Annotated in this window: 21 protein-coding genes; 19 read left to right on the plus strand and 2 right to left on the minus strand. The window is 42.0% G+C overall.

The genetic code is table 11. The features are described 5' to 3' along the window. Positions 1-8: 8 nt before the first annotated feature. The 6 genes from ACKA06_RS04085 (at position 9) to spoVK (ending at position 7213) form a co-directional block, all read left to right on the plus strand. A complete protein-coding gene (locus ACKA06_RS04085; RefSeq protein ID WP_411159032.1) occupies positions 9-1460 on the plus strand; it encodes an FAD-binding oxidoreductase in 1452 nt (483 codons plus the stop codon). Further along, positions 1457-1984, plus strand: a complete 528-nt coding sequence (locus tag ACKA06_RS04090) for an MFS transporter (RefSeq protein WP_411159033.1) — start codon at positions 1457-1459, stop codon at positions 1982-1984. Before ACKA06_RS04085 ends, ACKA06_RS04090 begins: the two co-directional genes overlap by 4 nt. Before the next feature lie 122 nt (positions 1985-2106). Next, positions 2107-4506: a penicillin acylase family protein gene (locus tag ACKA06_RS04095; protein ID WP_411159034.1), complete on the plus strand. Its 2400-nt coding sequence runs from the start codon at positions 2107-2109 to the stop codon at positions 4504-4506. A gap of 174 nt (positions 4507-4680) precedes the next feature. Beyond that, the gene (gene miaA, locus ACKA06_RS04100; RefSeq protein WP_058298468.1) at positions 4681-5637 is read left to right on the plus strand and encodes a tRNA (adenosine(37)-N6)-dimethylallyltransferase MiaA; all 957 of its coding nucleotides are present in this window, start codon (positions 4681-4683) and stop codon (positions 5635-5637) included. Between the two features lie 29 nt (positions 5638-5666). Next, positions 5667-5900: an RNA chaperone Hfq gene (gene hfq / locus ACKA06_RS04105; protein ID WP_032088707.1), complete on the plus strand. Its 234-nt coding sequence runs from the start codon at positions 5667-5669 to the stop codon at positions 5898-5900. Positions 5901-6259: 359 nt separating this feature from the next. Continuing rightward, a complete protein-coding gene (gene spoVK, locus ACKA06_RS04110) occupies positions 6260-7213 on the plus strand; it encodes a stage V sporulation protein K (RefSeq protein WP_032088706.1) in 954 nt (317 codons plus the stop codon). A gap of 51 nt (positions 7214-7264) precedes the next feature. On the opposite strand, the gene ACKA06_RS04115 is transcribed toward spoVK, so the two are convergent. Then, the gene (locus ACKA06_RS04115; RefSeq protein WP_032088705.1) at positions 7265-7873 is read right to left on the minus strand and encodes a trimeric intracellular cation channel family protein; all 609 of its coding nucleotides are present in this window, start codon (positions 7871-7873) and stop codon (positions 7265-7267) included. Between the two features lie 145 nt (positions 7874-8018). Here ACKA06_RS04115 and hflX point away from each other — a divergent pair, with 145 nt between their 5' ends. The 4 genes from hflX (at position 8019) to glnA (ending at position 12538) form a co-directional block, all read left to right on the plus strand. Beyond that, positions 8019-9329 (plus strand): GTPase HflX, encoded by a 1311-nt coding sequence (gene hflX / locus ACKA06_RS04120; RefSeq protein WP_214874200.1) that lies wholly within the window; start codon positions 8019-8021, stop codon positions 9327-9329. After that, the gene (locus tag ACKA06_RS04125; RefSeq protein ID WP_032088703.1) at positions 9329-10606 is read left to right on the plus strand and encodes a methionine gamma-lyase family protein; all 1278 of its coding nucleotides are present in this window, start codon (positions 9329-9331) and stop codon (positions 10604-10606) included. The genes hflX and ACKA06_RS04125 overlap by 1 nt, the downstream gene beginning before the upstream one ends. A gap of 141 nt (positions 10607-10747) precedes the next feature. Further along, the gene (locus ACKA06_RS04130; protein ID WP_032088702.1) at positions 10748-11164 is read left to right on the plus strand and encodes a MerR family transcriptional regulator; all 417 of its coding nucleotides are present in this window, start codon (positions 10748-10750) and stop codon (positions 11162-11164) included. A gap of 39 nt (positions 11165-11203) precedes the next feature. Beyond that, the gene (glnA, locus tag ACKA06_RS04135) at positions 11204-12538 is read left to right on the plus strand and encodes a type I glutamate--ammonia ligase (protein WP_032088701.1); all 1335 of its coding nucleotides are present in this window, start codon (positions 11204-11206) and stop codon (positions 12536-12538) included. A gap of 107 nt (positions 12539-12645) precedes the next feature. On the opposite strand, the gene lexA is transcribed toward glnA, so the two are convergent. Next, complete coding sequence (gene lexA, locus ACKA06_RS04140) at positions 12646-13266, minus strand: transcriptional repressor LexA (protein ID WP_032088700.1); 621 nt, start codon at positions 13264-13266, stop codon at positions 12646-12648. 160 nt (positions 13267-13426) lie between these two features. Here lexA and yneA point away from each other — a divergent pair, with 160 nt between their 5' ends. The 9 genes from yneA (at position 13427) to ACKA06_RS04185 (ending at position 23445) form a co-directional block, all read left to right on the plus strand. Beyond that, entirely contained in the window at positions 13427-13753 is a 327-nt protein-coding gene (gene yneA, locus ACKA06_RS04145) for a cell division suppressor protein YneA (protein WP_197670811.1), read from the plus strand. Between the two features lie 15 nt (positions 13754-13768). Further along, positions 13769-14419: a YneB family resolvase-like protein gene (locus ACKA06_RS04150; RefSeq protein ID WP_058298471.1), complete on the plus strand. Its 651-nt coding sequence runs from the start codon at positions 13769-13771 to the stop codon at positions 14417-14419. 89 nt (positions 14420-14508) lie between these two features. Beyond that, the gene (locus tag ACKA06_RS04155) at positions 14509-14742 is read left to right on the plus strand and encodes a DUF896 domain-containing protein (protein WP_032088697.1); all 234 of its coding nucleotides are present in this window, start codon (positions 14509-14511) and stop codon (positions 14740-14742) included. 313 nt (positions 14743-15055) lie between these two features. Further along, the gene (locus ACKA06_RS04160) at positions 15056-15952 is read left to right on the plus strand and encodes an IS110 family RNA-guided transposase (RefSeq protein WP_411159035.1); all 897 of its coding nucleotides are present in this window, start codon (positions 15056-15058) and stop codon (positions 15950-15952) included. A gap of 1055 nt (positions 15953-17007) precedes the next feature. Next, positions 17008-19011, plus strand: a complete 2004-nt coding sequence (gene tkt / locus ACKA06_RS04165) for a transketolase (protein ID WP_032088696.1) — start codon at positions 17008-17010, stop codon at positions 19009-19011. A 169-nt stretch (positions 19012-19180) separates the two neighbouring features. After that, complete coding sequence (sirA, locus tag ACKA06_RS04170; RefSeq protein WP_198257698.1) at positions 19181-19618, plus strand: sporulation inhibitor of replication protein SirA; 438 nt, start codon at positions 19181-19183, stop codon at positions 19616-19618. An 84-nt stretch (positions 19619-19702) separates the two neighbouring features. After that, positions 19703-19921: a YneF family protein gene (locus ACKA06_RS04175; protein WP_032088694.1), complete on the plus strand. Its 219-nt coding sequence runs from the start codon at positions 19703-19705 to the stop codon at positions 19919-19921. Between the two features lie 112 nt (positions 19922-20033). Further along, positions 20034-21158: a CamS family sex pheromone protein gene (locus ACKA06_RS04180; RefSeq protein WP_032088693.1), complete on the plus strand. Its 1125-nt coding sequence runs from the start codon at positions 20034-20036 to the stop codon at positions 21156-21158. Between the two features lie 538 nt (positions 21159-21696). Then, positions 21697-23445: an ABC transporter transmembrane domain-containing protein gene (locus ACKA06_RS04185; protein ID WP_198257697.1), complete on the plus strand. Its 1749-nt coding sequence runs from the start codon at positions 21697-21699 to the stop codon at positions 23443-23445.

A 23445-nucleotide genomic window follows, 5' to 3' on the forward strand; every position in this document is an offset into this window, starting at 1 on the left:
AGATGTAAATGATTGTTAAAACAGTAACGAAAAAGAGCATACTAATCGTTCTTGTTCTCTTACTCGCATACTCTTCATTATTTATCTATCTCACAACTGAGAAAAATGAAGACAATATCATGACAGACGTAGGACGGTTGATGCCGACTAAAATCAAACAAGTAGTGAAAGGGCAGGAAGAAAATAGTTTGATTGATACCGTCATGGATGCGAATGAACAGGATTTGAAGCTGTCGATCGCCGGCAAGCGCCACAGCCAGGGTGGACATACTTACTACCCTGATGGAGTTGTATTGGATATGACTGATTATAATAAAATTCTTCATGTCGACCCTGAAAGAATGACCATTCATGTTCAAAGCGGAGCAACATGGGATGATGTTCAGCGGGCTGTTAACCCCTATGGACTGGCGGTAAAAGTCATGCAGTCACAAAATATATTCACTATAGGAGGTTCTCTGTCCGTTAATGTCCACGGCAGGGATATACGCCACGGGTCGTTGATTGAAACCGTGAACTGGTTCAGGTTATTGAAGCCTGACGGTACAGTGGTAAAGGTGTCAAGAACAGAAAACAGCGAATATTTCCCCCTGGTGATCGGAGGATACGGCTTGTTCGGTGTCATACTGGATGTGGAACTTCAATTGGCAGAAGATGAATTGTACAAGACAAGAACAAAAGAAATGTCTTTCAAAGAGTATACAGGATACTTCAATAATCATGTATTGGCAGATGAGGGGGTAAAGATGCATCTTGCCAGGATATCGACCGCCCCGGATTCATTTTTGAAGGAAATGTATGTTACAGATTATATGCTTAGTGAGACCCGTGAAGATTACAGTTCTCACAGTAAACTTAAAGAAGAAAGGTTCACATTTTTAACAAAGTTCCTTCTCGGATTATCTCGTGATTTCGATTGGGGAAAAAATGCGTTCTGGAAAATGCAGAAGTCATTTTTCCTGCACAGGAGCGGTAATACCGTGACGAGGAACAATGTCATGCGCTCAGAATCTGAGTTTCTGGAATATGAGGCGAAAAACGACACCGATATCTTACAGGAATATTTTGTGCCTGTAGATGAGTATGAAGCGTATATAGATGATTTGAGGGTGTATCTTGAGGACCGGGATTTGAACTTGATCAACATTACAGTCAGGTACGTGGGTCGAAACAATGATGCACTGATGTCTTTTGCGAAAGAAGATATGTTTGCACTGGTACTTCTCATCAATCAGGGGATGGATGAAGAAGATATATCAGCAACTGGTGAAACGGTCAGGGGGATGATCGACATTACGCTGGATCACAGAGGCAGTTATTATCTGCCTTATTTCGAGTATCCGACAAAAGAACAGTTAAAAGAGGCCTATCCTGCAAGTGAAATGTTTTTTAAAGAGAAAAGAAGACTTGATCCCGACGAAAGATTCATCAATCAATTTTATGAGGAGTACGGCTTATGAAGTGGTTCATTTTTTCGCAAAGTTTTGCTTTGACTGCCGCCAGTGTTTCGTTTCCTTTTTATTTGCTCTTCATTCAGAATATCGGCCGTTCGTTTTCTTCATTTGGCTTTGCGTATGGGTTATTCACACTGAGTGCGGCGCTCAGCCAGCGCCTGATAGGGAAGTGGGCTGATCGATCAGGCGGGGTGAATCTCCTGATCTTTTATGCTGTCGGAATGAGTTTTATCTTCCTTCTCATACCATCTGTCAACACTATTGAGATAGTCTATTTCATTCAAGTGTTCCTCGGCATCCTGGGTGCAATACAAAAGACCAGCGAAAAGCTCGTACTCAGCGAAATGCCTTATAAGGGAAGAAGAGGTAAGATGATAGGAAACTATCATTTCTGGACTTCTTTATGTTCCAGTCTCGCCGTCATGGGAACGGGATTGTTGTTGAATTATTTTGCCATAAGCTATATTTTCTATGGCTGCTCCATATTCTTTCTTGTAAGCGGCATCGTATTGTTTATGAGCAGGACTTGAGCGCTTTCTCTCTCTTATTCTTCCATTTATTGAAATGAAGAAGGATTATTTAACCAAATCATCTAATACTAATAAAGAAGTATTTTTCGGAATTTTCAATAATAAATTACAGGGGGATTCAGATGAATGGAGGAACCGATCTACAACCGTTGAAGATAAAGAGAAAGAAACGGACAATCGTTTTACTGTGGTCGCTTGGAGTGCTTGGGTTCCTGCTCGTCGGGGGGCTAATCGCGGCGGATTTTTATGTAGAAAGGTCATTACCCGTGATTTCCGGAACGATCTCTTTGAATGGATTGTCTCATGATGTGGAAGTGACGAGGGATGATCAGGGCGTTCCGCATCTATCGGCGAAATCGGAAAAGGACTTATTCATTGCCCAAGGATATGTTCAGGCCCAGGATCGTCTATTCCAGATGGACTTAAGCAGAAGACAGGCATCCGGCCGGTTAAGTGAAGTCATCGGGGAAAAAACCGTAGAAAGGGATAAGTTTTTCCGGACGCTCGGCCTGAGAAGGGCTGCAGAAGTCTCGTATACAGCTTATCCTGATGAAACCAAGCAGATACTTGAATGGTATGCAGAAGGGGTCAATGCATACATGGATCAAGCAAAGGAGAAAGGAAGACTGCCTGTAGAATTCACCCTTTTGGGATACAAACCGGAAGAGTGGACACCAGTTGATTCATTGACCATTGGAAAGTATATGGCATTTGATCTGGGGGGGCACTGGCAGGGCCAGGCCTTCAGATACTGGGCAATGAAGAATCTTCCCGAGGAAAAGGCATACGATCTGTTCCCCTCATATCCTGAAGATGCCCCTGAGATTCTTGCATCAGTAGGTGATTCTGGTTTAGACATTGAAGCCTCTTTTGCATCTTCGGTAATACCCCCTGAATATAACGGCAGCAATAACTGGGTCGTGAGCGGGGAGAAAACGGCAAACGGAAAACCGCTTCTTGCGGATGATCCCCATTTGTCGCTGGGCACACCTTCGATTTGGTATCAAATGCATTTAAATGCACCGGATTTGAATGTGAGCGGAGTTATATTTGCGGGTATTCCGGGTATTATCCTCGGTCATAACGAAGAAATCGCCTGGGGTGTGACAAACACCGGCCCGGATGTCCAGGATTTGTATGTGGAGAAAAGGAACCGTAAGGACCCATCATTATTTCTTTACGATAATAATTGGGAAGAAGCGACTATCATTAAGGAACCGATTGCTGTCAAGGGTGGGGAAGATATTCCTTATCAAGTCACCATTACAAGACATGGACCAGTCATTTCCGAATTTGCCTCTCAATCAGATAATGATGGTCAGGTACTTTCACTCAGGTGGACAGCCTTAGATCCGAGCCTTGAGCTGCAAGCAATCCTGAATATGAATAAAGCAGGTAATTGGGAAGAATTCGAGACTGCCCTGGAGGATTTTCATACGCCGACCCAAAATTTTGTATTTGCATCTAATGACGGAACAATCGCATATAAAGCAAATGGAAAGATACCTGTACGGAATAAAGGAGACGGACTTCTTCCTGTTCCGGGATGGGACCCGGAATACGAATGGCAGGGGTTCATTCCTTTTGACGAACTGCCTGTGACTGTAAACCCTGCCAGCGGATTCATCGCCACAGCAAATAATAAAGTGATCGATGATAGTTATCCTTATCATATCAGCAACCACTGGGCCCAGCCGTACAGGTATATGAGAATCGCTCAATATCTTGAGCAGCAGGATAACTTGACAATTGGTGATATGAAAACTCTTCAGATGGACAAGGTCAATCTACATGCTGCCGAATTTCTGCCCTTTCTTTTAGAAGATCTAAAAGGACTGGAGTTGACAGCAGAACAAAAGGAAGCTGTCAAACTGCTTGAGGAGTGGGACTACGAAGATGATAAATCACGTGCGGCACCTTTATTGTTTCACTCCTGGATGGATACCTTATCGAAAGTTATGTTCAAGAAAGAGATTCCGGACACCATGATGGACCTTTTTGAAGGGCGGCAGGGTATTGTGGATGAAATGCTCCGTAATGCGCATAAAGGGGAAGAATCGAATTGGTTTGAACCTTTTGGGGGATATAAAGCATATTTAAATGGTACTTTGAAAAAAGCCTTAAAAGAATTAGAGGAATCTTATGGGACTTCCATGAATGATTGGAAGTGGGGCGAATACCACAAAGTGTACTTTGAGCATCCCGTTTCAAGTGCGTCGCCGTTGTTAAAATGGTTTTTCAACAGAAAAGATCCCATTCCTGTAGGGGGGAGCAGGGTGACTGTTCAGGCAGCCAGCTATAATAATGAAGGAATTGTCAACCATGGCGGTTCATGGAGGTTTGTAATTGATGCTGCCGATATGAATGAAGGATACCATATTGTCGGTCCAGGCCAGGCAGGTCACTTCAAGAGTGAATGGTATGACAATCAAATCGAAGCATGGGTAAAAGGAGAGTACCACTCGACTCATTTAAATGATGAGATGGAAGGCATGAATAAATTAGTATTGAAAGCTGAATGATAACCAGCGTCTTATATCTTCCTTGGATGCAGTGAGGATATAAGGCGTTTTTTAAATCTGCCTTCAAAAACTGTGTAAAAAAACCGAAATGGGGTATACTATCAAGATGTGATTTTATAAACTATTATGGTACGATAATATGTAAAGGAGAATTACATAGAAAGCAGTGAAAGTATGGCTCATACTACAAAAGAAAAGCTGATTGTGCTGATCGGTCCGACAGCTGTCGGAAAAACCAAAACCAGTATCCATCTGGCCAAGTCATTTAACGCAGAGATCATCAGCGGGGATTCCATGCAGATTTATAAAGGAATGGACATAGGCACAGCGAAAATCACCATTGAAGAAATGGAAGGGGTGCCTCATCATTTAATTGATATTAAAGACCCGAAGGAATCGTTTTCTGCTGCCGAGTTTCAACAGCTGGTAAGGGAAAAAATTTCAGAAATTCACTCGCGCGGGAAAATACCGATGATTGTTGGCGGGACGGGATTGTATATTCAATCCGTCATTTATGATTATCAATTTACCGATTCACCTGGAGATGCTGAATATAGGTGTACACTCGAAGAGAGGGTGAAGGATGAAGGAATCGGTCCCCTTTATGACGAACTGCAGCGTATTGATCCCTCAGCAGCAAAAAATATTCACCCAAATAACACAAGGAGGGTGATCCGGGCGCTGGAGATTTTTCACTGTACAGGTGAAACGATGACCGATTATCAATCAAGTCAGATAGATGATCCCCTGTATGAAACAGCTCTGCTTGGTCTTACCATGGATAGGGATAAGCTCTATGACCGCATAAATAAGAGGGTGGATATCATGGTGGAAGAAGGTCTCATCGAAGAAGTTAAAACGCTGTATAATCAAGGCGTTCATAATGTCCAATCTGTACAGGCCATCGGTTATAAAGAAATCTATGAGTACCTGGAGGGGAGAATAAGCTTTGACCGGGCGATTGAGACCCTGAAACAGAATTCCCGCAGATATGCAAAGAGACAGCTGACCTGGTTCCGTAATAAAATGGATGTAACCTGGTTTGATATGACACCAGAAGAGGACCACGATAAAATAATCAGCGGGATTTCTGAATTTATTGCAGGAAAGCTTGAACTAAAGTCGAATTAGTAAGTAGAGATAGAGGAGGAGGACTAAACATGAAACAATCCATTAATATTCAAGATCAATTTCTCAACCAGTTGCGTAAAGATAATTCACTATGTACGGTATTCCTATTGAATGGCTTCCAAATCCGCGGCCATGTAAAGGGATTTGATAATTTCACCGTCCTGTTTGAATGTGAAGGGAAACAGCAGTTGGTTTATAAGCATGCAATTTCTACATTCGCTCCTCAGCGGAATGTGCAAATAAATTTTGAAGAGAGCAATTAATCGTTTAGTTCCAGTACTAATGAATTGAAATTGACAAAGCTGCCAGATTTATTTTCAGGCAGCTTTTTTATATGCTCACCCATATTCTTGATACTTTTGATAATGAAAAATGAAAAGGTTGAATAGAATGATATGAGAATCAATTTGAATCCTTAACTTGAAATCTAATAAGGATGAAGCCGGGATGCATTTCAACAGTCTGAACGTCAATGATTCTGTATATTTCTCGGGAAAGCGCTTGATATGACAGGATTCTGCGTTTTTTTCATTTATTCTTTATAGGCATTTGTCTCCCAAAAAGGCCTCTATGTATTAACTGTCTGCAGAATGGTGAGGTGAAATAAGTGGAACAGCAACCAATGAGAATGAAAAATAACGGGCAAATCAGTATTGTCCTGAATTCCCAAAAACGCAATTCGGTGAGGGATACCCTGAAGCCCGATAGCCTGCCTCAATCACAACCACTCCCTCAAGAGCATGTGGCTCTAAAGGAGATTGAAGAAGAGTTAGGGGCTCTTGTCGGGATGGAAGAAATGAAGAAGATGGTCAAAGAAATTTATGCATGGATTTATGTAAATAAAAAACGGGAAGCCATGGGGTTAAAAGCTGGAAAACAAGCTCTTCATATGATGTTCAAAGGTAATCCTGGCACCGGGAAGACCACTGTTGCAAGAATTATCGGGAAATTATTTTTAAAGATGAATGTTTTGTCGAAGGGCCATCTGATCGAAGCGGAAAGAGCGGATCTGGTCGGTGAGTACATTGGACATACCGCCCAAAAGACGAGGGATTTAATCAAAAAATCCCTTGGAGGAATATTATTCATCGATGAAGCGTATTCGCTCGGCAGGGGCGGGGAAAAAGACTTTGGTAAAGAAGCAATCGATACCCTGGTCAAACATATGGAAGATAAACAGCATGAGTTTATATTGATACTTGCGGGTTATTCAAAGGAAATGGATCATTTTCTAACGTTGAATCCCGGTCTTCAATCCAGATTTCCTCTGGTCTTTCATTTTCCGGATTATTCGGTGGATCAACTGATGGAAATAGGAAAAAGAATGCTGGACGAAAAACAATATGTATTGAGTTCAGATGCTGAGAGAAAAATCAGGGATCACTTACACTCTGCTAAAAATTCTTTATCGCCCATGGCATTTTCCAATGGGAGATACGTGAGGAATATACTGGAAAAATCAATCAGGACGCAAGCGATGAGACTGCTGCTTGAGAATTGTTACAGCAAGAATGATTTAATTACCATCAGAAGTAATGACCTAATCTTTTCAAAAGGGAATATCGAATCATTATGACGGATGAACAGTAAAACCAGCATTCTATGAGAATGCTGGTTTTTTGTGGTTTCAACCATGTGCCCTGAGGCTTCTATTGGGCAGCCGCCATTTGTACAAGTATGACAGGACACGCAGGGAGGTGGTCAGGATAAATAAAGTATAGAGTTCAAACGGAGAACTTGTAATACCCAGACCAACTGCCACACCGCACATGACTGCCCAGACAGCATAAATTTCAGAGCGCAGTACTAGGGGCTTTCTTCCGGCTAACAGATCACGGATGATCCCCCCGCCGCTTCCGGTCAATACGGCTGCCACGATGACGGCTGAAAGAGGATGATTCATCTCATATGCGTACAGGGCTCCCTGTATCGCAAAGGCAGAAAGACCTACTGCGTCAAAGAAGTTCCCCCACCGGCGCCAATGTTTTAATAGATTATTAGGGAAAATAAAAACGGCAGTAATGGCCAAGAGAGCAATTTGAAACAACATTCCCTGTTCCCATAAGGCCGAAACAGGAACCCCGATAAGCAGGTTCCTGATGGCCCCTCCGCCAAAGGCAGTGACGATGCCTAAAATGTAAACTCCCAATATATCATATTCTTCTTCCATTGCAATGATCGCCCCGGATACTGCAAATGCAACCGTGCCGATGATGCTTAGTACTTCCCAGGTCATGTTATCCCCTCCTTGCCAGGTCTGTCATCCTATGTAATTAATAAGAGTTCGTTTATTCAAACATACTGATTTTAACACGAAAAAATACATTTGCAATCATTTTTGGTTACTTTAAAAATAGAGTTTGTATATCACTTTTGATAAGATGGAATTTATACAACTAATTCAGAAGAAAGAAGGGCGCTTATTGCAACGAGATGTGAAAGAAAAAATCCTATTGACCGGTTGTCAGCTGGATGAAGATGATCTCCGTTTTCAATATAGTATGAAGGAACTTGAAGAATTGGCAAAGACAGCACAGGGTGAAGTAATGGCGGTGCTGTCTCAAAAACGGGACCGGATCGATCCCGGTACATACATAGGGAAAGGGAAGGTCGACGAGTTAAAGGCGTTGGAAGAACAATTCGACCCAGACATCATTATCTTTAACGATGAGCTTTCGCCAAGTCAGGTAAGGAATCTCTCAAAAATACTTGACGCCAGGGTAATCGACAGAACACAGTTAATCTTGGATATTTTTGCTCAGCGTGCAAGATCCCGGGAAGGAAAACTTCAGGTGGAACTTGCCCAGCTTCAGTATCTGCTTCCCCGTTTGATCGGAAAAGGCACTTCACTTTCAAGGCTTGGCGGCGGAATCGGGACCAGGGGACCGGGAGAAACAAAGCTTGAAAGCGACAGAAGGCATATTCATCGCAGAATCGATGATATTAAGAAGCAGCTTCAGACTATCGTGGAGCATCGAGAAAGGTATCGTGAAAGACGGAAGAAAAATAATACCTTCCAGGCAGCCCTGGTGGGTTACACGAACGCAGGGAAATCTACATTATTCAACCGGCTTTCCACCGCAGAATCATACGAAGAAAATCAACTGTTTGCCACATTGGATCCGATGACACGGAAAATGGCTCTGCCGAGTGGTTACTTCACTTTACTGACTGATACTGTCGGCTTTATACAAGATCTTCCCACCTCTCTGATAGCAGCCTTTCGCTCTACCCTTGAAGAAGTAAAAGAAGCGGATCTTCTATTACATGTTGTGGATAGTTCTAATCCAGATTATCATCAGCATGAAGAAACCGTTCAGTCACTGCTTGAAGAGCTGGGGATGGATGGGATGCCGATGCTGACCGTGTACAACAAGCGTGATATCATCCATCCGGAGTTTGTGCCTGTTAGCGGGGCAGATCAGATTTTGATCAGTGCGATTGACAGCGAAGAACGAAGGCAGCTTTTATTGAGGATAGAGGATATGGTAAAAAAACAAATGGATAAATATCAAGTACAGGTACCTTCAAATGAAGGGAAGGTTCTTTCCCAGCTCAAGAATGATACCATTTTATTGAATCTGTACTTCGATGATGATACCCAATTGTATGAAGCGGAAGGATATCATTTGAAAGACCATCAGATAAGCGGAAGCATCAAGAAATTTCAAAAGCAGAAGGGAAGCAAGTAATGTTAGAACAACTCAATCATGGGCAGATTTTAAAACCTGTCGTTAATAAAGTAGAAAACTTAATTCAATCAACTCATAGGGAAATCGATGAAAGATCAGAGAAGAACCAGTTTAAAGTTCTTCAATCTTTTCAAAACCACAAAGTCAGTGACTCCCACTTCATCCCGTCCACAGGATACGGTTATGACGATGCAGGCAGGGACACACTCGAAAAAATATATGCAGATGTATTTGGCGGTGAAGCAGGGTTGGTCAGGCCGCAGATCATCTCAGGCACCCATGCGATCTCAATCGCTTTATTCGGTATATTAAGACCCGGTGATGAACTTGTGTATATCACTGGTAGACCATATGATACCCTGGAAGAAATCGTAGGGATAAGAGGCGAAGGGAACGGATCGCTCAAAGATTTCAACATTTCATATAAATGTGTTGATCTGGATGAAACCGGCAAGGTGGATTTTACAAACGTCCAAAAGGCCATCTCCCCTAAAACAAAAATGATCGGTATCCAGCGGTCGAAAGGATATGCAAACCGGCCTTCTTTTACTATAGAAGAAATCCGGGATATGATTGCTTTTGTTAAGGAAATCAATCCTCATATTGTTGTATTTGTAGATAATTGCTACGGTGAATTCGTTGAGGATATAGAACCTTGCCATGCCGGAGCTGATCTGATGGCTGGTTCACTTATCAAGAATCCGGGCGGAGGCCTTGCCAAGACAGGCGGTTACATAGTAGGGAAAAAGGAACTGGTTGATAGCTGTTCCTATAGAATGACCTCTCCGGGGATAGGGGCAGAAGCGGGTGCCTCACTTTATAGCTTACAGGAGATGTACCAGGGCTTCTTCCTTGCTCCCCACGTAGTGGCGCAATCTTTGAAAGGAGCTGTATTCACTTCTGCCATGCTGACCGAGATGGGAATGAATACAAACCCTGGTCCTCTTGAAAAGCGAACAGATCTAATTCAATCAGTGCAATTTAATGATAAGGAAAAGATGATCGCTTTTTGTCAGGCCATTCAATTTGCTTCTCCAATTAATTCTCATTTTACGCCGTACCCAAATTACATGCCCGGCTATGAGGATGATGTCATCATGGCGGCAGGTACTTTTATCCAGGGTTCAAGTATTGAATTATCTGCAGATGGCCCGATCAGACCTCCTTATACAGCTTTTGTACAGGGTGGCCTGACATATTCTCATGTCAAAATTGCAGTATGCACGGCACTGAATCATTTAATTGAAAAAGGTTTACTAAACGTTAAAAAGGGATAATAGAAAGGTAATTGGATAGTCTAAAATCGACTATCCTTTCCTTTTGAAACTTCATGTAAGTTTTTCTAACATTTGATTGACAGAATACTTAACATTACATATAATGATACCATGAAGGAAAAGAAAAGGAGGGTATCGCAGATGAGTGGAAGTGAAATTCGTCGAACGATGGCATTGTTTCCTATCAGTATTGTCATGCAGCTCACGGACTTAACGGCTCGTCAAATCCGATACTACGAAGAGCACGGGTTGATAACCCCCGCGCGAACAGAGGGGAATCGCAGACTCTTTTCCTTGAATGACATTGATAAACTGTTGGAAGTTAAGGATTTGTTAGATCAAGGGGTGAACATGGCGGGAATCAAGAAAATTTTCTCGGTTAATGCCGTGGACGAAAAGAAAGTAGTATCTGAAACAAGCAAGCAGGAGGAAGGAAAAGCAAGGCAGGATCTATCTGACGAACAGCTTCGTAAATTACTCCGGAATGAATTGATGCATTCAGGGAAATTTAACCGGGCTTCCTTGCGTCAGGGAGATATGTCCCGCTTTTTTCATTAATAAATAACCTTAAATGAATCTGAGGAGGAATTACAACAAATGGCAAAGTATACTCGTGACGATGTGATCAGATTAGCGAATGAGGAGGGTGTTAAATTCATCCGTCTGCAATTCACAGACATTTTAGGGACAATCAAAAATGTTGAGATCCCTTTCAGTCAGCTTGAGAAAGCATTGGATAATAAAATGATGTTTGACGGATCTTCAATTGAAGGCTTCGTACGAATCGAAGAATCAGATATGTATCTATTCCCTGACCTGGACACATGGCTTGTATTCCCATGGACTGCAGAAAAAGGGAAAGTTGCACGTTTGATCTGTGATATTTACAATCCGGATGGGACACCTTTCGAAGGTGATCCGCGTAACAACCTGAAGCGAGTATTGAAAGAAATGGAAGAGCTTGGATTCTCTGATTTCAATCTTGGGCCTGAACCGGAATTCTTCCTTTTCAAGCTGGATGTAAATGGTGAACCTACACTTGAGCTGAATGATAATGGCGGTTATTTCGACCTTGCACCTACAGACCTGGGTGAAAACTGCCGCCGTGATATCGCACTTGAGTTAGAAGAAATGGGCTTTGAAATCGAAGCTTCCCACCATGAGGTAGCGCCTGGGCAGCATGAAATCGACTTTAAATATGCAAGTGCCCTTAAAGCTTGTGATGATATCCAGACATTTAAATTGGTTGTAAAAACAATTGCACGTAAACACGGACTTCATGCAACGTTTATGCCGAAACCTTTATTCGGTGTGAATGGTTCCGGGATGCACTGTAATATGTCGTTATTTAAGGATGGCAAAAATGCATTCTTTGATGAAAAAGGAGACCTTCAATTAAGTGAGACAGCTCGTCAATTCCTTGCAGGTACAATCAAGCATGCCACTGCATTTACGGCGATCACGAATCCGACGGTAAACTCCTATAAACGATTGGTTCCTGGATACGAAGCTCCATGTTACGTAGCGTGGTCTGCTCAAAATAGAAGTCCTTTAATCCGTATCCCGGCTTCCCGCGGAATCAGTACACGTGTTGAAGTCAGAAGTGTCGATCCGGCAGCTAACCCATATCTGGCTATGTCTGTCCTTCTTGCGGCTGGTCTGGATGGAATCAAAAATAATCTTGATGCACCGGCTCCGATTGACCGCAATATCTATGTAATGGATAAAAAGGAACGTGAAGAAGCGGGTATCATTGATCTACCTGCTACTTTATATGCAGCATTGGAAGAACTGAAAAAAGACGAAGTAATCATCAAATCCCTTGGGGGGCACATCTTCGAACACTTTGTGGAAGCGAAGGAGATCGAATGGGATATGTTCCGTACTCAAGTTCACCCTTGGGAAAGAGAACAGTATATCCAAATGTACTAAGATGGACTTTTATAGCATTAAAGCCAGCGCATTCTTCAGCGCTGGCTTTTTTTTGCGTATGGCGGACAAAACAAAAAAACGCTGATTCCAGCGTTTTTTTTTGATAATTAATGAACCTGGCGATAAACACCAATAACTTTACCGAGGATAGAAACATTTCGTAATATGATTGGACCCATTGTCGAGTTTTCCGGCTGGAGTCTGACATAATCCTTTTCTTTGAAGAAGCGTTTTACTGTCGCTTCGTCTTCTTCCGTCATGGCGACGACGATATCTCCGTTGTTGGCCGTCTGCTGTTGTCTTACAATGACGAAGTCCCCGTCGAGAATTCCGGCTTCTATCATACTGTCCCCCATGATTTCGAGCATGAAAACCTGCTCATCTGAAGGAGCCAGACGTTCGGGAAGAGGAAAGAATTCCTCAACGTTTTCGACAGCCGTAATCGGCTGTCCGGCAGTTACCTTACCGATCAAGGGCACGTTTACAACTTTCTGGCGTGGAATTGTATCTTCTTCCAGATCAAGTATCTCTATTGCCCTTGGCTTGGTGGGATCACGCCGGATAAGCCCTTTGCTCTCGAGCCTTGCAAGATGACCGTGGACCGTTGAACTTGAAGCCAAACCGACAGCTTCACCTATTTCCCGGACTGATGGCGGATAACCTTTTTCTTTAACAGATACTTTAATGTATTGAAGTATGTCTTGCTGTCGTTTAGACAATTTAGTCATGTACACGCACCTCTATTATCGATCTTATGTTCCCATTATAGCATGTCTTTCCAACTGATACAAACATAAGTTCGAATTTTTCGGTTGACACCAAACGGATGTTCGTATTACAATCTAGTTACAAACAAACAGAACAAACATTCGTATGGAGGTCATTTATATGTTAACACAAATTTGGAATCGTTTTTCTTATATAATCATTCTTTTTGTATTATCTTTTTTATCAGCGGGTTACTTAGTGGTATCGGGGGGGAGCGATCCTTCATATGAGACGGTCACCGTCAATAAGGGGGATACTCTCTGGACGATTGCTGAGAAGTTTGAAGGGGAATACAATATGACGAGGGAAGAGTTCATCGAATGGGTGGGACATGAAAATGATTTAATCTCCTTCGCGATAGAGCCTGGGATGTCATTGATTTTGCCGGTCGAAGCATCTTCATATTCCACCCAATCCGATATACAGCTTGCGATGAATAATAAGTAGAGGGTGAATGTCTATATGAAAGCAGCAATTTACTGCAGAGTGAGCACAAAAAAAGATACGCAGGAGACTTCACTGGAAAGACAGGAAGCAGAATTGTTAAAGCTTGCAGAAGAACATCACTTTGATGTGGAGGCAGTGATAAAGGATCAGGCCAGTGGGTTTGAACTGGATCGACCGGGTGTACTTACCCTTCTGGACTTGATAAAGGATGGTTCGATTGATGCAGTTCTGATCCAGGATGAAACGAGAATTGGCAGGGGGAATGCTAAAATAGCCCTGATACATTGCATACTGAAAGAAGATATCAAGATTATCAGTCAGACTCACAGCGGCGAACTGCATTTATCAGAGTCAGACTCGATGGTCATCAACATAGTAAGCATGGTGGAAGAATATCAAAGGAAGCTTCATAATCTGAAAATAAAAAGAGGGATGAGAAGAGCGGTTGAAAATGGTTTCCGCCCCCAGAAAAATTTGAAAAACAGAGGAAATCTGGAGGGAAGGGAAAGAATAGAAGTTCCCGTGGAGGAAATTGTGCGATTAAGAAGTAATGAACTGACATTTGCAGAAATTGCAGCTACCCTGAGAGGGTTCGGATATAATATATCAAAGGCCACGGTACATAGGAGATATAAAGAGTATATGGACTCCGTCAAGGAAACATAACCCTTGTCAATGAAGCTCTTATCTAGTAACATATCGGTATATTTATTGAAGCAATGTACTGGATAAAAGCTGTAAAGGAGTTTTCATAGATGCTATCTAAGAAAAAGATGAACAGGATAAATGAACTTGCCAAGAAGTCAAAAGAGAGCGGACTGACTGACAGTGAAGCGAAAGAACAAACAAAATTAAGAAAAGAATATCTTGAAACATTCCGTCAGTCAATGAAAGGCACCATCGAGAACACACGCATTTTCGACACCGACGGCAATGAAGTCACCCCAAAAAAAATTAAAGACATCCAAAACAAACGCAAAATGCATTAATCTGAAACAAGGATTATAACAAATGTGAGTTGTCTAAGTAAATATTCAAACTAATCTTTTCCCTCGGGATTTAGGTTAGTTTGTTTTTTATTTATACTCACAGTTTTTAGCTTGTTCCCGCGGTTGATTGGAGTACAAGACGGAGACTCCTGCGGAAAGAGTAGCTAATGTGAGACCCCGCAGGAACGAAGTGACGAGTTATCATGAACGAAACTAGCTCCTTACACGTAACATCGTAGGTTAATTTGGTAAAAATGTTTTTAGGAAAACCACATACCAAATCAGAGCTACATTACGGAAGGAGCTAGTTATTATGAAGGATACCATAAAATATGTAGGTTTAGACGTATCAAAAGAAAAAATTGCCGTCGCTATTGCGGAAGAAGGTCGGCAGGAACCAAGATACTGGGGAATGATTCCTCATACTTCTGGTGCTGTTAAGAAATTAATGAAGAAGCTGGGCAGTCCAGAAAATCTTCGAGTTTGTTACGAAGCAGGACCTACAGGTTATCCGTTATATAGACTATTTTTGGCCTTAGGAATTCATTGTGAAGTGATTGCCCCATCTTTAATACCTCAGAGACCAGGAGAGCGCATAAAAACAGATCGTAGAGATTCCCTTCGACTGGCACAGTTATATCGTGCCGGTGAATTGACTTCGATTTATGTCCCAACTGAAGAAGATGAAGCGTTGCGGGATCTTGTCAGATGTCGGGAAGATGCCAAAGAAGATGAGCTGAGAATCAAGCATCGTTTAAGTAAGTTTCTTCTACGAAATAACATTAAGCCGCCTTCTGGAGTAAACAAATGGACGGTAAAATATTTTAATTGGTTGGATACACTTAAATTTGAAAACTCCCATTTAAGAATTGTCTATCAAGAATATTATCATCAGTTAAAAGAAATAAAACAACGCCTTCTTAGATTGGAAAAAGAAATTAGACTACAATCCACCGAAGGTGTACAAGCCCCAAAAATTCAAGCTTTACAAGCATTAAGAGGCGTCGCTCTTATCACTGCGACTAGTGTTGTAGCGGAGATTGGTTCTTTCAAACGTTTCTCCACCCCTCGACAATTCATGGCTTATGTTGGATTGATACCGTGTGAATATTCGAGTGGAGAAAGCAGAAAGCAGGGAAACATCACCAAAACAGGTAACCGTCATGTACGACATATGTTGGTGGAAGCTGCTTGGAGCTATCGTTTTTAACCTGCCGTAAAAGGAGAACTCAAAAAACGGATACATGGTCAATCACCTACGATACAAGCAATTTCCTGGAAAGCTCAAAATCGTCTCCATCAAAAGTATTACCGTCTACTTGCACGAGGCAAAAACCCTGGTAAAGCTATTACGGCGGTAGCGAGAGAGTTAGCCGGTTTTATTTGGGCTATAATGCAGGAAGTTGAAAGTGCTCCAAATGCTTAATGATTGAGTGGTTATTTGCGATATTATTTTGAAATGAAAAATAAAATAAAATAGGAGCCTGAGAATAGGGCTCGAAGGCAGAGAGTAAAACCGGAAAGGAAAATCCACGTGCCTCCTATGTGATAATTCTAAATAGATTAACTCACGCGCCGAGTTAGTGGACCAGGCCTTTATACGGAAAGATAAAATGTGAAAACCCACTAATATCAGAGTGCTAACCGCAGTAGAGATTTTTGCCTTCGTGCCGTATTCTTACCTTCTATTCCATCAAACAAAAAGGAGGATCAAGCCGACCTATAATAAGTTTCAATCCATTTATTCAGGATGGAAATGAGTAAACTTATCCATATTAAATGCCGGTTCCAGCGATTGATTGGAGTGCAAAACGTAGACTCCTGCGGGAAAGCGTGTTAGGTGAGACCCCGCAGGCAAAGCCGAGGAGGCTCACCAACCGCCCGCGGAAAGCGGAGTTTTGCACGGAAATCATTAGCGGTGATGAAGGGAAACAAATAAGTTGAGAAGTCAAAAAGAGCTTCTCTAATTAAGGTTGCCTAAAAACATAACCAAAATCTGTGTAGGTCAATTTATTGACGGTTTCGTTCATATCAGGAGGCTCACCTGCTACCCGCGGAAAGCGTAGTCTTGTACGGAAATCAAAAGCGGTAATGAGAGTCATCATTCGTCAGAAAACGCTGACAACTCAACAAAAATCCCAAACATCAAAGGTTTTTATTTTCCAACAAAACAAAGTCATGTTATCATTCAAGTTAGTTGTATAAACTACCCAAGAAGATTAATATTAATAATAAGCAAGTATGAAAAGGAAGGATGTCTGACCAATGTTTGATAATACAGATCAATTAGCAATTAATACAATTCGAACTTTATCAATCGATGCAATCGAAAAAGCAAATTCGGGTCACCCGGGTATGCCTATGGGTGCAGCTCCAATGGCGTATGCACTATGGACACGCTTTATGAACCATAACCCTAAAAACCCTGAATGGTTTAACAGGGACCGCTTTGTTCTTTCTGCTGGACACGGTTCAATGCTTTTATACAGCATGCTTCACTTATCTGGATATGATGTTTCCATGGATGATCTTAAAGGATTCCGTCAATGGGGAAGCAAAACTCCGGGACACCCTGAGTACGGCCACACTCCAGGGGTAGAAGCGACAACCGGACCACTTGGTCAGGGGATTGCAATGTCAGTAGGTATGGCACTGGCAGAACGACATTTAGCTGCAACATACAACAAAGACAACTATAACTTAGTGGACCATTATACATACTCGATCTGTGGTGATGGTGACTTGATGGAGGGTGTATCTTCCGAGGCAGCTTCATTGGCCGCTCACCTTAAACTTGGCCGCCTGGTCGTTTTATACGATTCCAACGATATCTCACTTGATGGTGAGTTGGATAAATCATTCTCTGAAAGTGTGAAAGGCCGTTTTGAATCATATGGCTGGCAGTATATCAGGGTTGAAGATGGAAATGATCTCGACGAGATCTCCAAGGCGATCGAAGAGGCTAAAGCCGATACTTCACGTCCTACAATGATTGAAGTGAAAACAGTCATCGGTTACGGTGCTCCAAATAAATCAGGAAAGTCGGATGTTCACGGTGCACCTCTTGGTGAAGAGGAAATGAAGCTTACGAAAGAAGCTTACAAGTGGACATTTGACCAGGATTTCCATGTTCCGGATGAAGTGTACAGCCGTTTTGAAGAGAAGATTCAGCAAACTGGCTCTCAGAAGGAAGAAGAATGGGCAAGTCAATTTATAAAATATAAAGAAGAATATCCTGAATTAGCAGTTCAATTGGAAGCTGCTATCAAAGGTGAGCTTCCTGAGGGCTGGGACAGTGAAATTCCTGTATATGAAGAAGGCAAGTCACTTGCCAGCCGTGCCTCTTCTGGTGAAGTATTGAATGCCATTGCGAAAAATCTTCCTTCCTTCATCGGTGGATCTGCTGATTTAGCCGGTTCGAATAAAACGATGATCAAGGGAGCTTCAGATTTCACTCCTGAGTCCTACGAGGGGAAGAACATCTGGTTCGGTGTCCGTGAATTCGGTATGGGTGCAGCAATGAACGGGATGGCTTTACATGGCGGGCTTAAAGTATTCGGTGGAACATTCTTCGTATTCAGCGATTATTTAAGACCTGCTATCCGTCTTGCAGCGCTTATGGGTCTTCCTGTGACTTATGTATTCACTCATGACAGTATTGCAGTAGGGGAAGACGGCCCGACTCATGAGCCTGTTGAACAACTTGCGTCCCTGCGTGCAATGCCTAACTTATGTGTAATCCGACCTGCTGACGGTAACGAAGTAGCGGCTGCATGGAAGCTTTCCATGGAAAATACTGAGCAGCCGACGATGCTTGTATTATCACGTCAAAATCTCCCTACTTTAAAGGGAACTGCAGACAAGGCTTATAATGGAGTGGCTAAAGGTGCATACGTAGTTTCACCTGCTGGTAAAGAGCAGCCGGATGCATTGCTGCTTGCTACAGGTTCTGAAGTGAGCCTGGCAGTAGAAGCACAAAATGCCTTAGAGAAAGATGGTATCAGTGTTTCTGTTGTAAGTATGCCATCATGGGACCGTTTCGAAAAGCAGTCTAAAGAATATAAGGATTCAATCCTGCCTAAGGGAGTAACGAAACGTCTTGCCATTGAAATGGGTTCACCTCTTGGATGGGACCGTTATACTGGTCCGGACGGAGATATCCTGGCCATCAATGGATACGGTGCTTCAGCTCCTGGTGAAAAAGTTCTTGAGGAATATGGTTTTACCACTGATAATGTGGTTTCAAGAATCAAAGCTTTACTTCAATAAGGTTTGAGGCTCACACTGGCTGACTCCTTTTACGGGAGTCAGCCTTTTTTACTTTTCTTCATGGAACTCCACTTCGACAAAACTAGAGCAAATTCTCAACAATTTATGACATTGTGCTCTTCTATCTTCCTTTATACTTAATAGAAGGAAATGTAGGGGGGATCATAAGGTGAGAAATTATCAAATCTATTGGATTGAAAAATCGTTTGCCAACCACTACTATGGACGTGAAAGAATGTTTTTTGGACTTTTCTCTGATTGGGAAAGAAGCTCAGGTGATCTGAATCAAATCATATCCAAGCAAGTGGAATTCATCACTAAACCCATTCCTTACCTTCCTACACAAAGAATCCTGCAGCATGAACTGGTTAAGGTTGAGGGAGCGAAGTGGATTGATACTACTGCAATCATCGAGGGAGAAGATTCAGGCGCAAATCTGTCGATGAATGAAAGAAGCATTTCGATAGAGGCATGGGGCCCCAATGACTGCGAGTATTTATTTTTCGAAATCCTAAGAAGGAACATGGGGCATCTGCTTGCCATCGACCTGGATAACGAGAGATACGGCTGGCTGAAGCCTATAAAACAAAGAAAATTTATATATTAATAAGAAATTATGACAGAAATATTGTATAATGTTCTTTGGTTTAGTACACTTTTATAAGGACAACATGAAGGAGGAAGTAAGAACATGTCAACTTGGCTAGTTGTTCTAGTGGCAGTTATAGCATTACTTGCAGGAATTGCACTAGGATTTTTCATTGCTCGCAAATACATGATGAGCTACCTAAAGAAAAACCCGCCTATTAATGAACAAATGCTTCGCATGATGATGATGCAGATGGGACAGAAACCATCACAAAAGAAAATCAATCAAATGATGAATGCAATGAACAAAAATATGAAGTAATAGAACAGAGCACTCACCGAGCTGAGTGCTTTTTCTATTTAAGAGAAAAACTTCAACATTTTATTCAGTATAAAAATAAAATTATGATAGAATAAGGTGCGGAGGGAGTCAAATGAAAAAATGGATGATTGCTTCTCTTTCACTTTTCGTCTTTTTAGCCGGATGTAATAAAGATCCACAAGAAGTGATTGATGAAGATACGCTCGAAATACAAGACAGTGCTGCAAGTGATGCACGGGAATATTTAACCTATAAGGTCGATAAGCAGAAAAAATCAGTCAACCGTGGTTTGATAACGATGATGATTAATAACCGGAGTGATATGGATGAAATTGAGACGGGCCTAATGTCATTATCAACCGACCACTTTTCACCCGATGACTATGTATACCAAGAGGGACAGTATCTGACAAAAATCAACTCTTGGTTAGGAAGAGAATCGAAAGATAACAAAGAGGGTTTGAATCCGTCCATAAAAATTACAGAAGGAATGGGCTGGGAAGAAAGAATCGAAAGAGAGAAGAAAGACCCAATGTACCTTGCTTATATACATGAGCAGAACTATGTTGATTCAAAAGGGAAAATCCAGGGAATCTCTCTCGGATTCGCAATGAATAAGATAGACTACATACGTGTAAAAGATTCCAAGGGGCTGATGCATTTTGATGAAAGTGTCATTGATGACAAAACCTTGGAGAAATACGGTAAAGAAGCTGCCAAAAAGGTAGTGAGCAGAATACGTTCCACGAAAGAATTGAAAAATGTACCGATCTTCATTTCACTTTATAAACTGCAGCCCTTGAACAGTGTGGTGCCGGGTAATTATTTCACCAGTACATTCGTTGATGATAATGAAAACGGGATAAAAAAGTGGGAAGACATAAAAGAAAAGTATTATTACTTTCCAAGCAAGGAAGGGGAAGAAAAGGACCGCGACCTCTATAACCGGATCAGGGATCTTGAGGATTATGTTGCACAATACTTCTCCCATCAGGATATTGAATTTGTAGGTAAAGCGTTATACAAAAAAGAAAATGTGAACCAACTGGTCATCGATGTTCATACCGGTATGGTCAAAGATACCGAACTTATTGGGTTTGCCCAGGCAATCGGACCGGAGATTGTCGACTACTTCCCTCATATGCCCGTGTATTTATACGTGAAAACGCCGAAAGGGCTGAAAGCAACCATTGTAAAAGAAGTAGACCAAGAACCTTTTGTAGAAATTCATGAATGATATTTTGATTAATAGAGAACGAAGTTGAGACAATATTGATTTATTCTAAGTAAAACTCGAACAAATTTGCCTGTGACTAGGCAAATTTGTTCGAGTTTTTAATTGTACTTTTAGGAGTTTAGCTATTTACAGCGTTTGATTGGAGTGCAAGAGGAAGACTCCTGCGGGAAGAGTAGCTTATGTGAGACTTGTCTAGCTCCAGGGCTTAGAGGCACATGTCATAAGTCAAACCGCCCAAGAAGGCAAAGAACGCCTTCGTGGTCGATTCGTCTTATGCCACCCGCCTCTCTTCAAAGCCCTTCCGCTTTTCTTCCCGCAGGCTTGCCAAGGAGGCTCACGGGCTGCCCGCGGAAAGCGAAGTCTTGCGCGGAAATCATTAGCGTTGTATAAAGTCTCCACTAAAATGTAAAGATTTAGACCTTGGCTATAAAGTCTTGTCTCCCCCATGGTTTTGTGTTGGAAATGAAAAAAAGATTTCTCAATATTAGTAAATTTGGTAAAATAAAGAGTCATTTACTTTTACTTCGGAGGATTTCGTATGAGGGTCTTTTTGGATTTAAAATGGTTCTTTATTCAAGAAAGGAAGTCTTACTTAACGGGGATTGTTATCCTCTTATTTGTTGCCTTGCTTCAGCTGATTCCCCCAAAAATCGTGGGAATTGTCGTGGATAATGTGAAAAACAATAATCTGACTGCGGACCAATTGATAAAATGGATGGTTATCCTCATGGGTTCGGCAATCTCCATGTATGGACTGCGATACGTATGGCGCATCATGATTTTTGGTTCGGCTACCAAGTTATCCAGACTGCTCAGAAATCGGCTGTATCGTCATTTTACTAAAATGTCACCGTCATTTTATCAAAAAAAGAGAGTCGGTGATCTAATGGCTCATGCGACCAATGATTTACAGGCCATTCAGCAGACGGCAGGTTCCGGTGTTCTGACTCTGGTTGACTCCCTTGCAACGGGGGGATTTGTCATAATCGCCATGGCTTTTACGATTAGCTGGAAGCTCACATTGATTGCACTTATTCCTATGCCTTTTATGGCGCTGTTGACAAATTATTACGGTACGCTTCTTCATAAACGTTTCCATAAAGCGCAAGAGGCCTTTTCCAGCCTTAATGACAAAACCCAGGAGAGTGTTTCAGGAATAAAGGTTGTGAAGACTTTTGGCCAGGAAAAAGAGGATATTGAATCATTCAAAAAAGAATCAAGTGATGTTGTGGAAAAAAATATGGCGGTGGCAAGAGTGGACTCACTGTTCGATCCAACCATTTCCATCATTGTGGGCCTATCCTTCTTATTATCCATCATTTTTGGTTCCCGTCTGGTTGTGAATGGAGAATTAACAATAGGGCAATTGATCTCCTTCACTACCTATCTTGGGTTATTGATATGGCCGATGCTTGCATTCGGCTGGCTCTTTAATATCGTTGAACGGGGCAGGGCTTCCTATGATCGTGTAGCCAGCTTATTAAGTGAAGAGGTAGAAATCAAAGAGGAAGAAGACGCCATTCCTGCCATTCCTGCAGGGGATATTGAGTACAGAGTGAATATGTTCAACTACCCTGCTGAAGAAAAAAGTTCGTTGAAAAACATCCACATAATGATTGAAAAAGGCAGTACGGTTGGGATAGTCGGAAAAACCGGTTCGGGTAAAACTACTCTGCTCCGTCTGCTCTTAAGGGAATTTGAAGGGTATGAAGGAGAAATTTTGATGGCAGGCCATTCAATTAAGGAATATAAACTCTCGGCTTTGCGTGAAGCATTCGGATACGTACCTCAAGATCATTTTTTGTTTTCAACAACCATTTTTGACAATATCGCCTTTGCGAACCCACAGATTGACCGCTGCCGGGTGGAAGAGGCTGCAAGGCTTGCCCATATCCATGATGATATCAAAGACTTCACATTTGGGTATGAGACAATAGTGGGGGAAAGGGGTGTATCCTTGTCGGGAGGTCAGAAACAGAGGATTTCAATCGCCAGGGCACTCTTGATGGATCCGGAAGTACTGCTTCTTGACGATTCGCTGTCTGCAGTGGATGCGAAAACGGAAGAAGCCATTTTATCTTCACTCAGAAAAAATAGAAATGGAAAGACGACCATTATTACAGCTCACAGGCTGAGTGCAATCCAGCATGCTGATCTCATTGTTGTCCTTGATGAAGGAAAGATCGTTGAACGGGGCACACATGCAGAGCTGATGGCCAATAAAGGAAAGTATAGGGAAATGTATATCAGACAGCAGTTAGAAGAACTAGTGGAGCACGGGGGGTGA

This window comes from Rossellomorea oryzaecorticis, assembly GCF_045897515.1.
Taxonomy (GTDB): domain Bacteria; phylum Bacillota; class Bacilli; order Bacillales; family Bacillaceae_B; genus Rossellomorea; species Rossellomorea enclensis.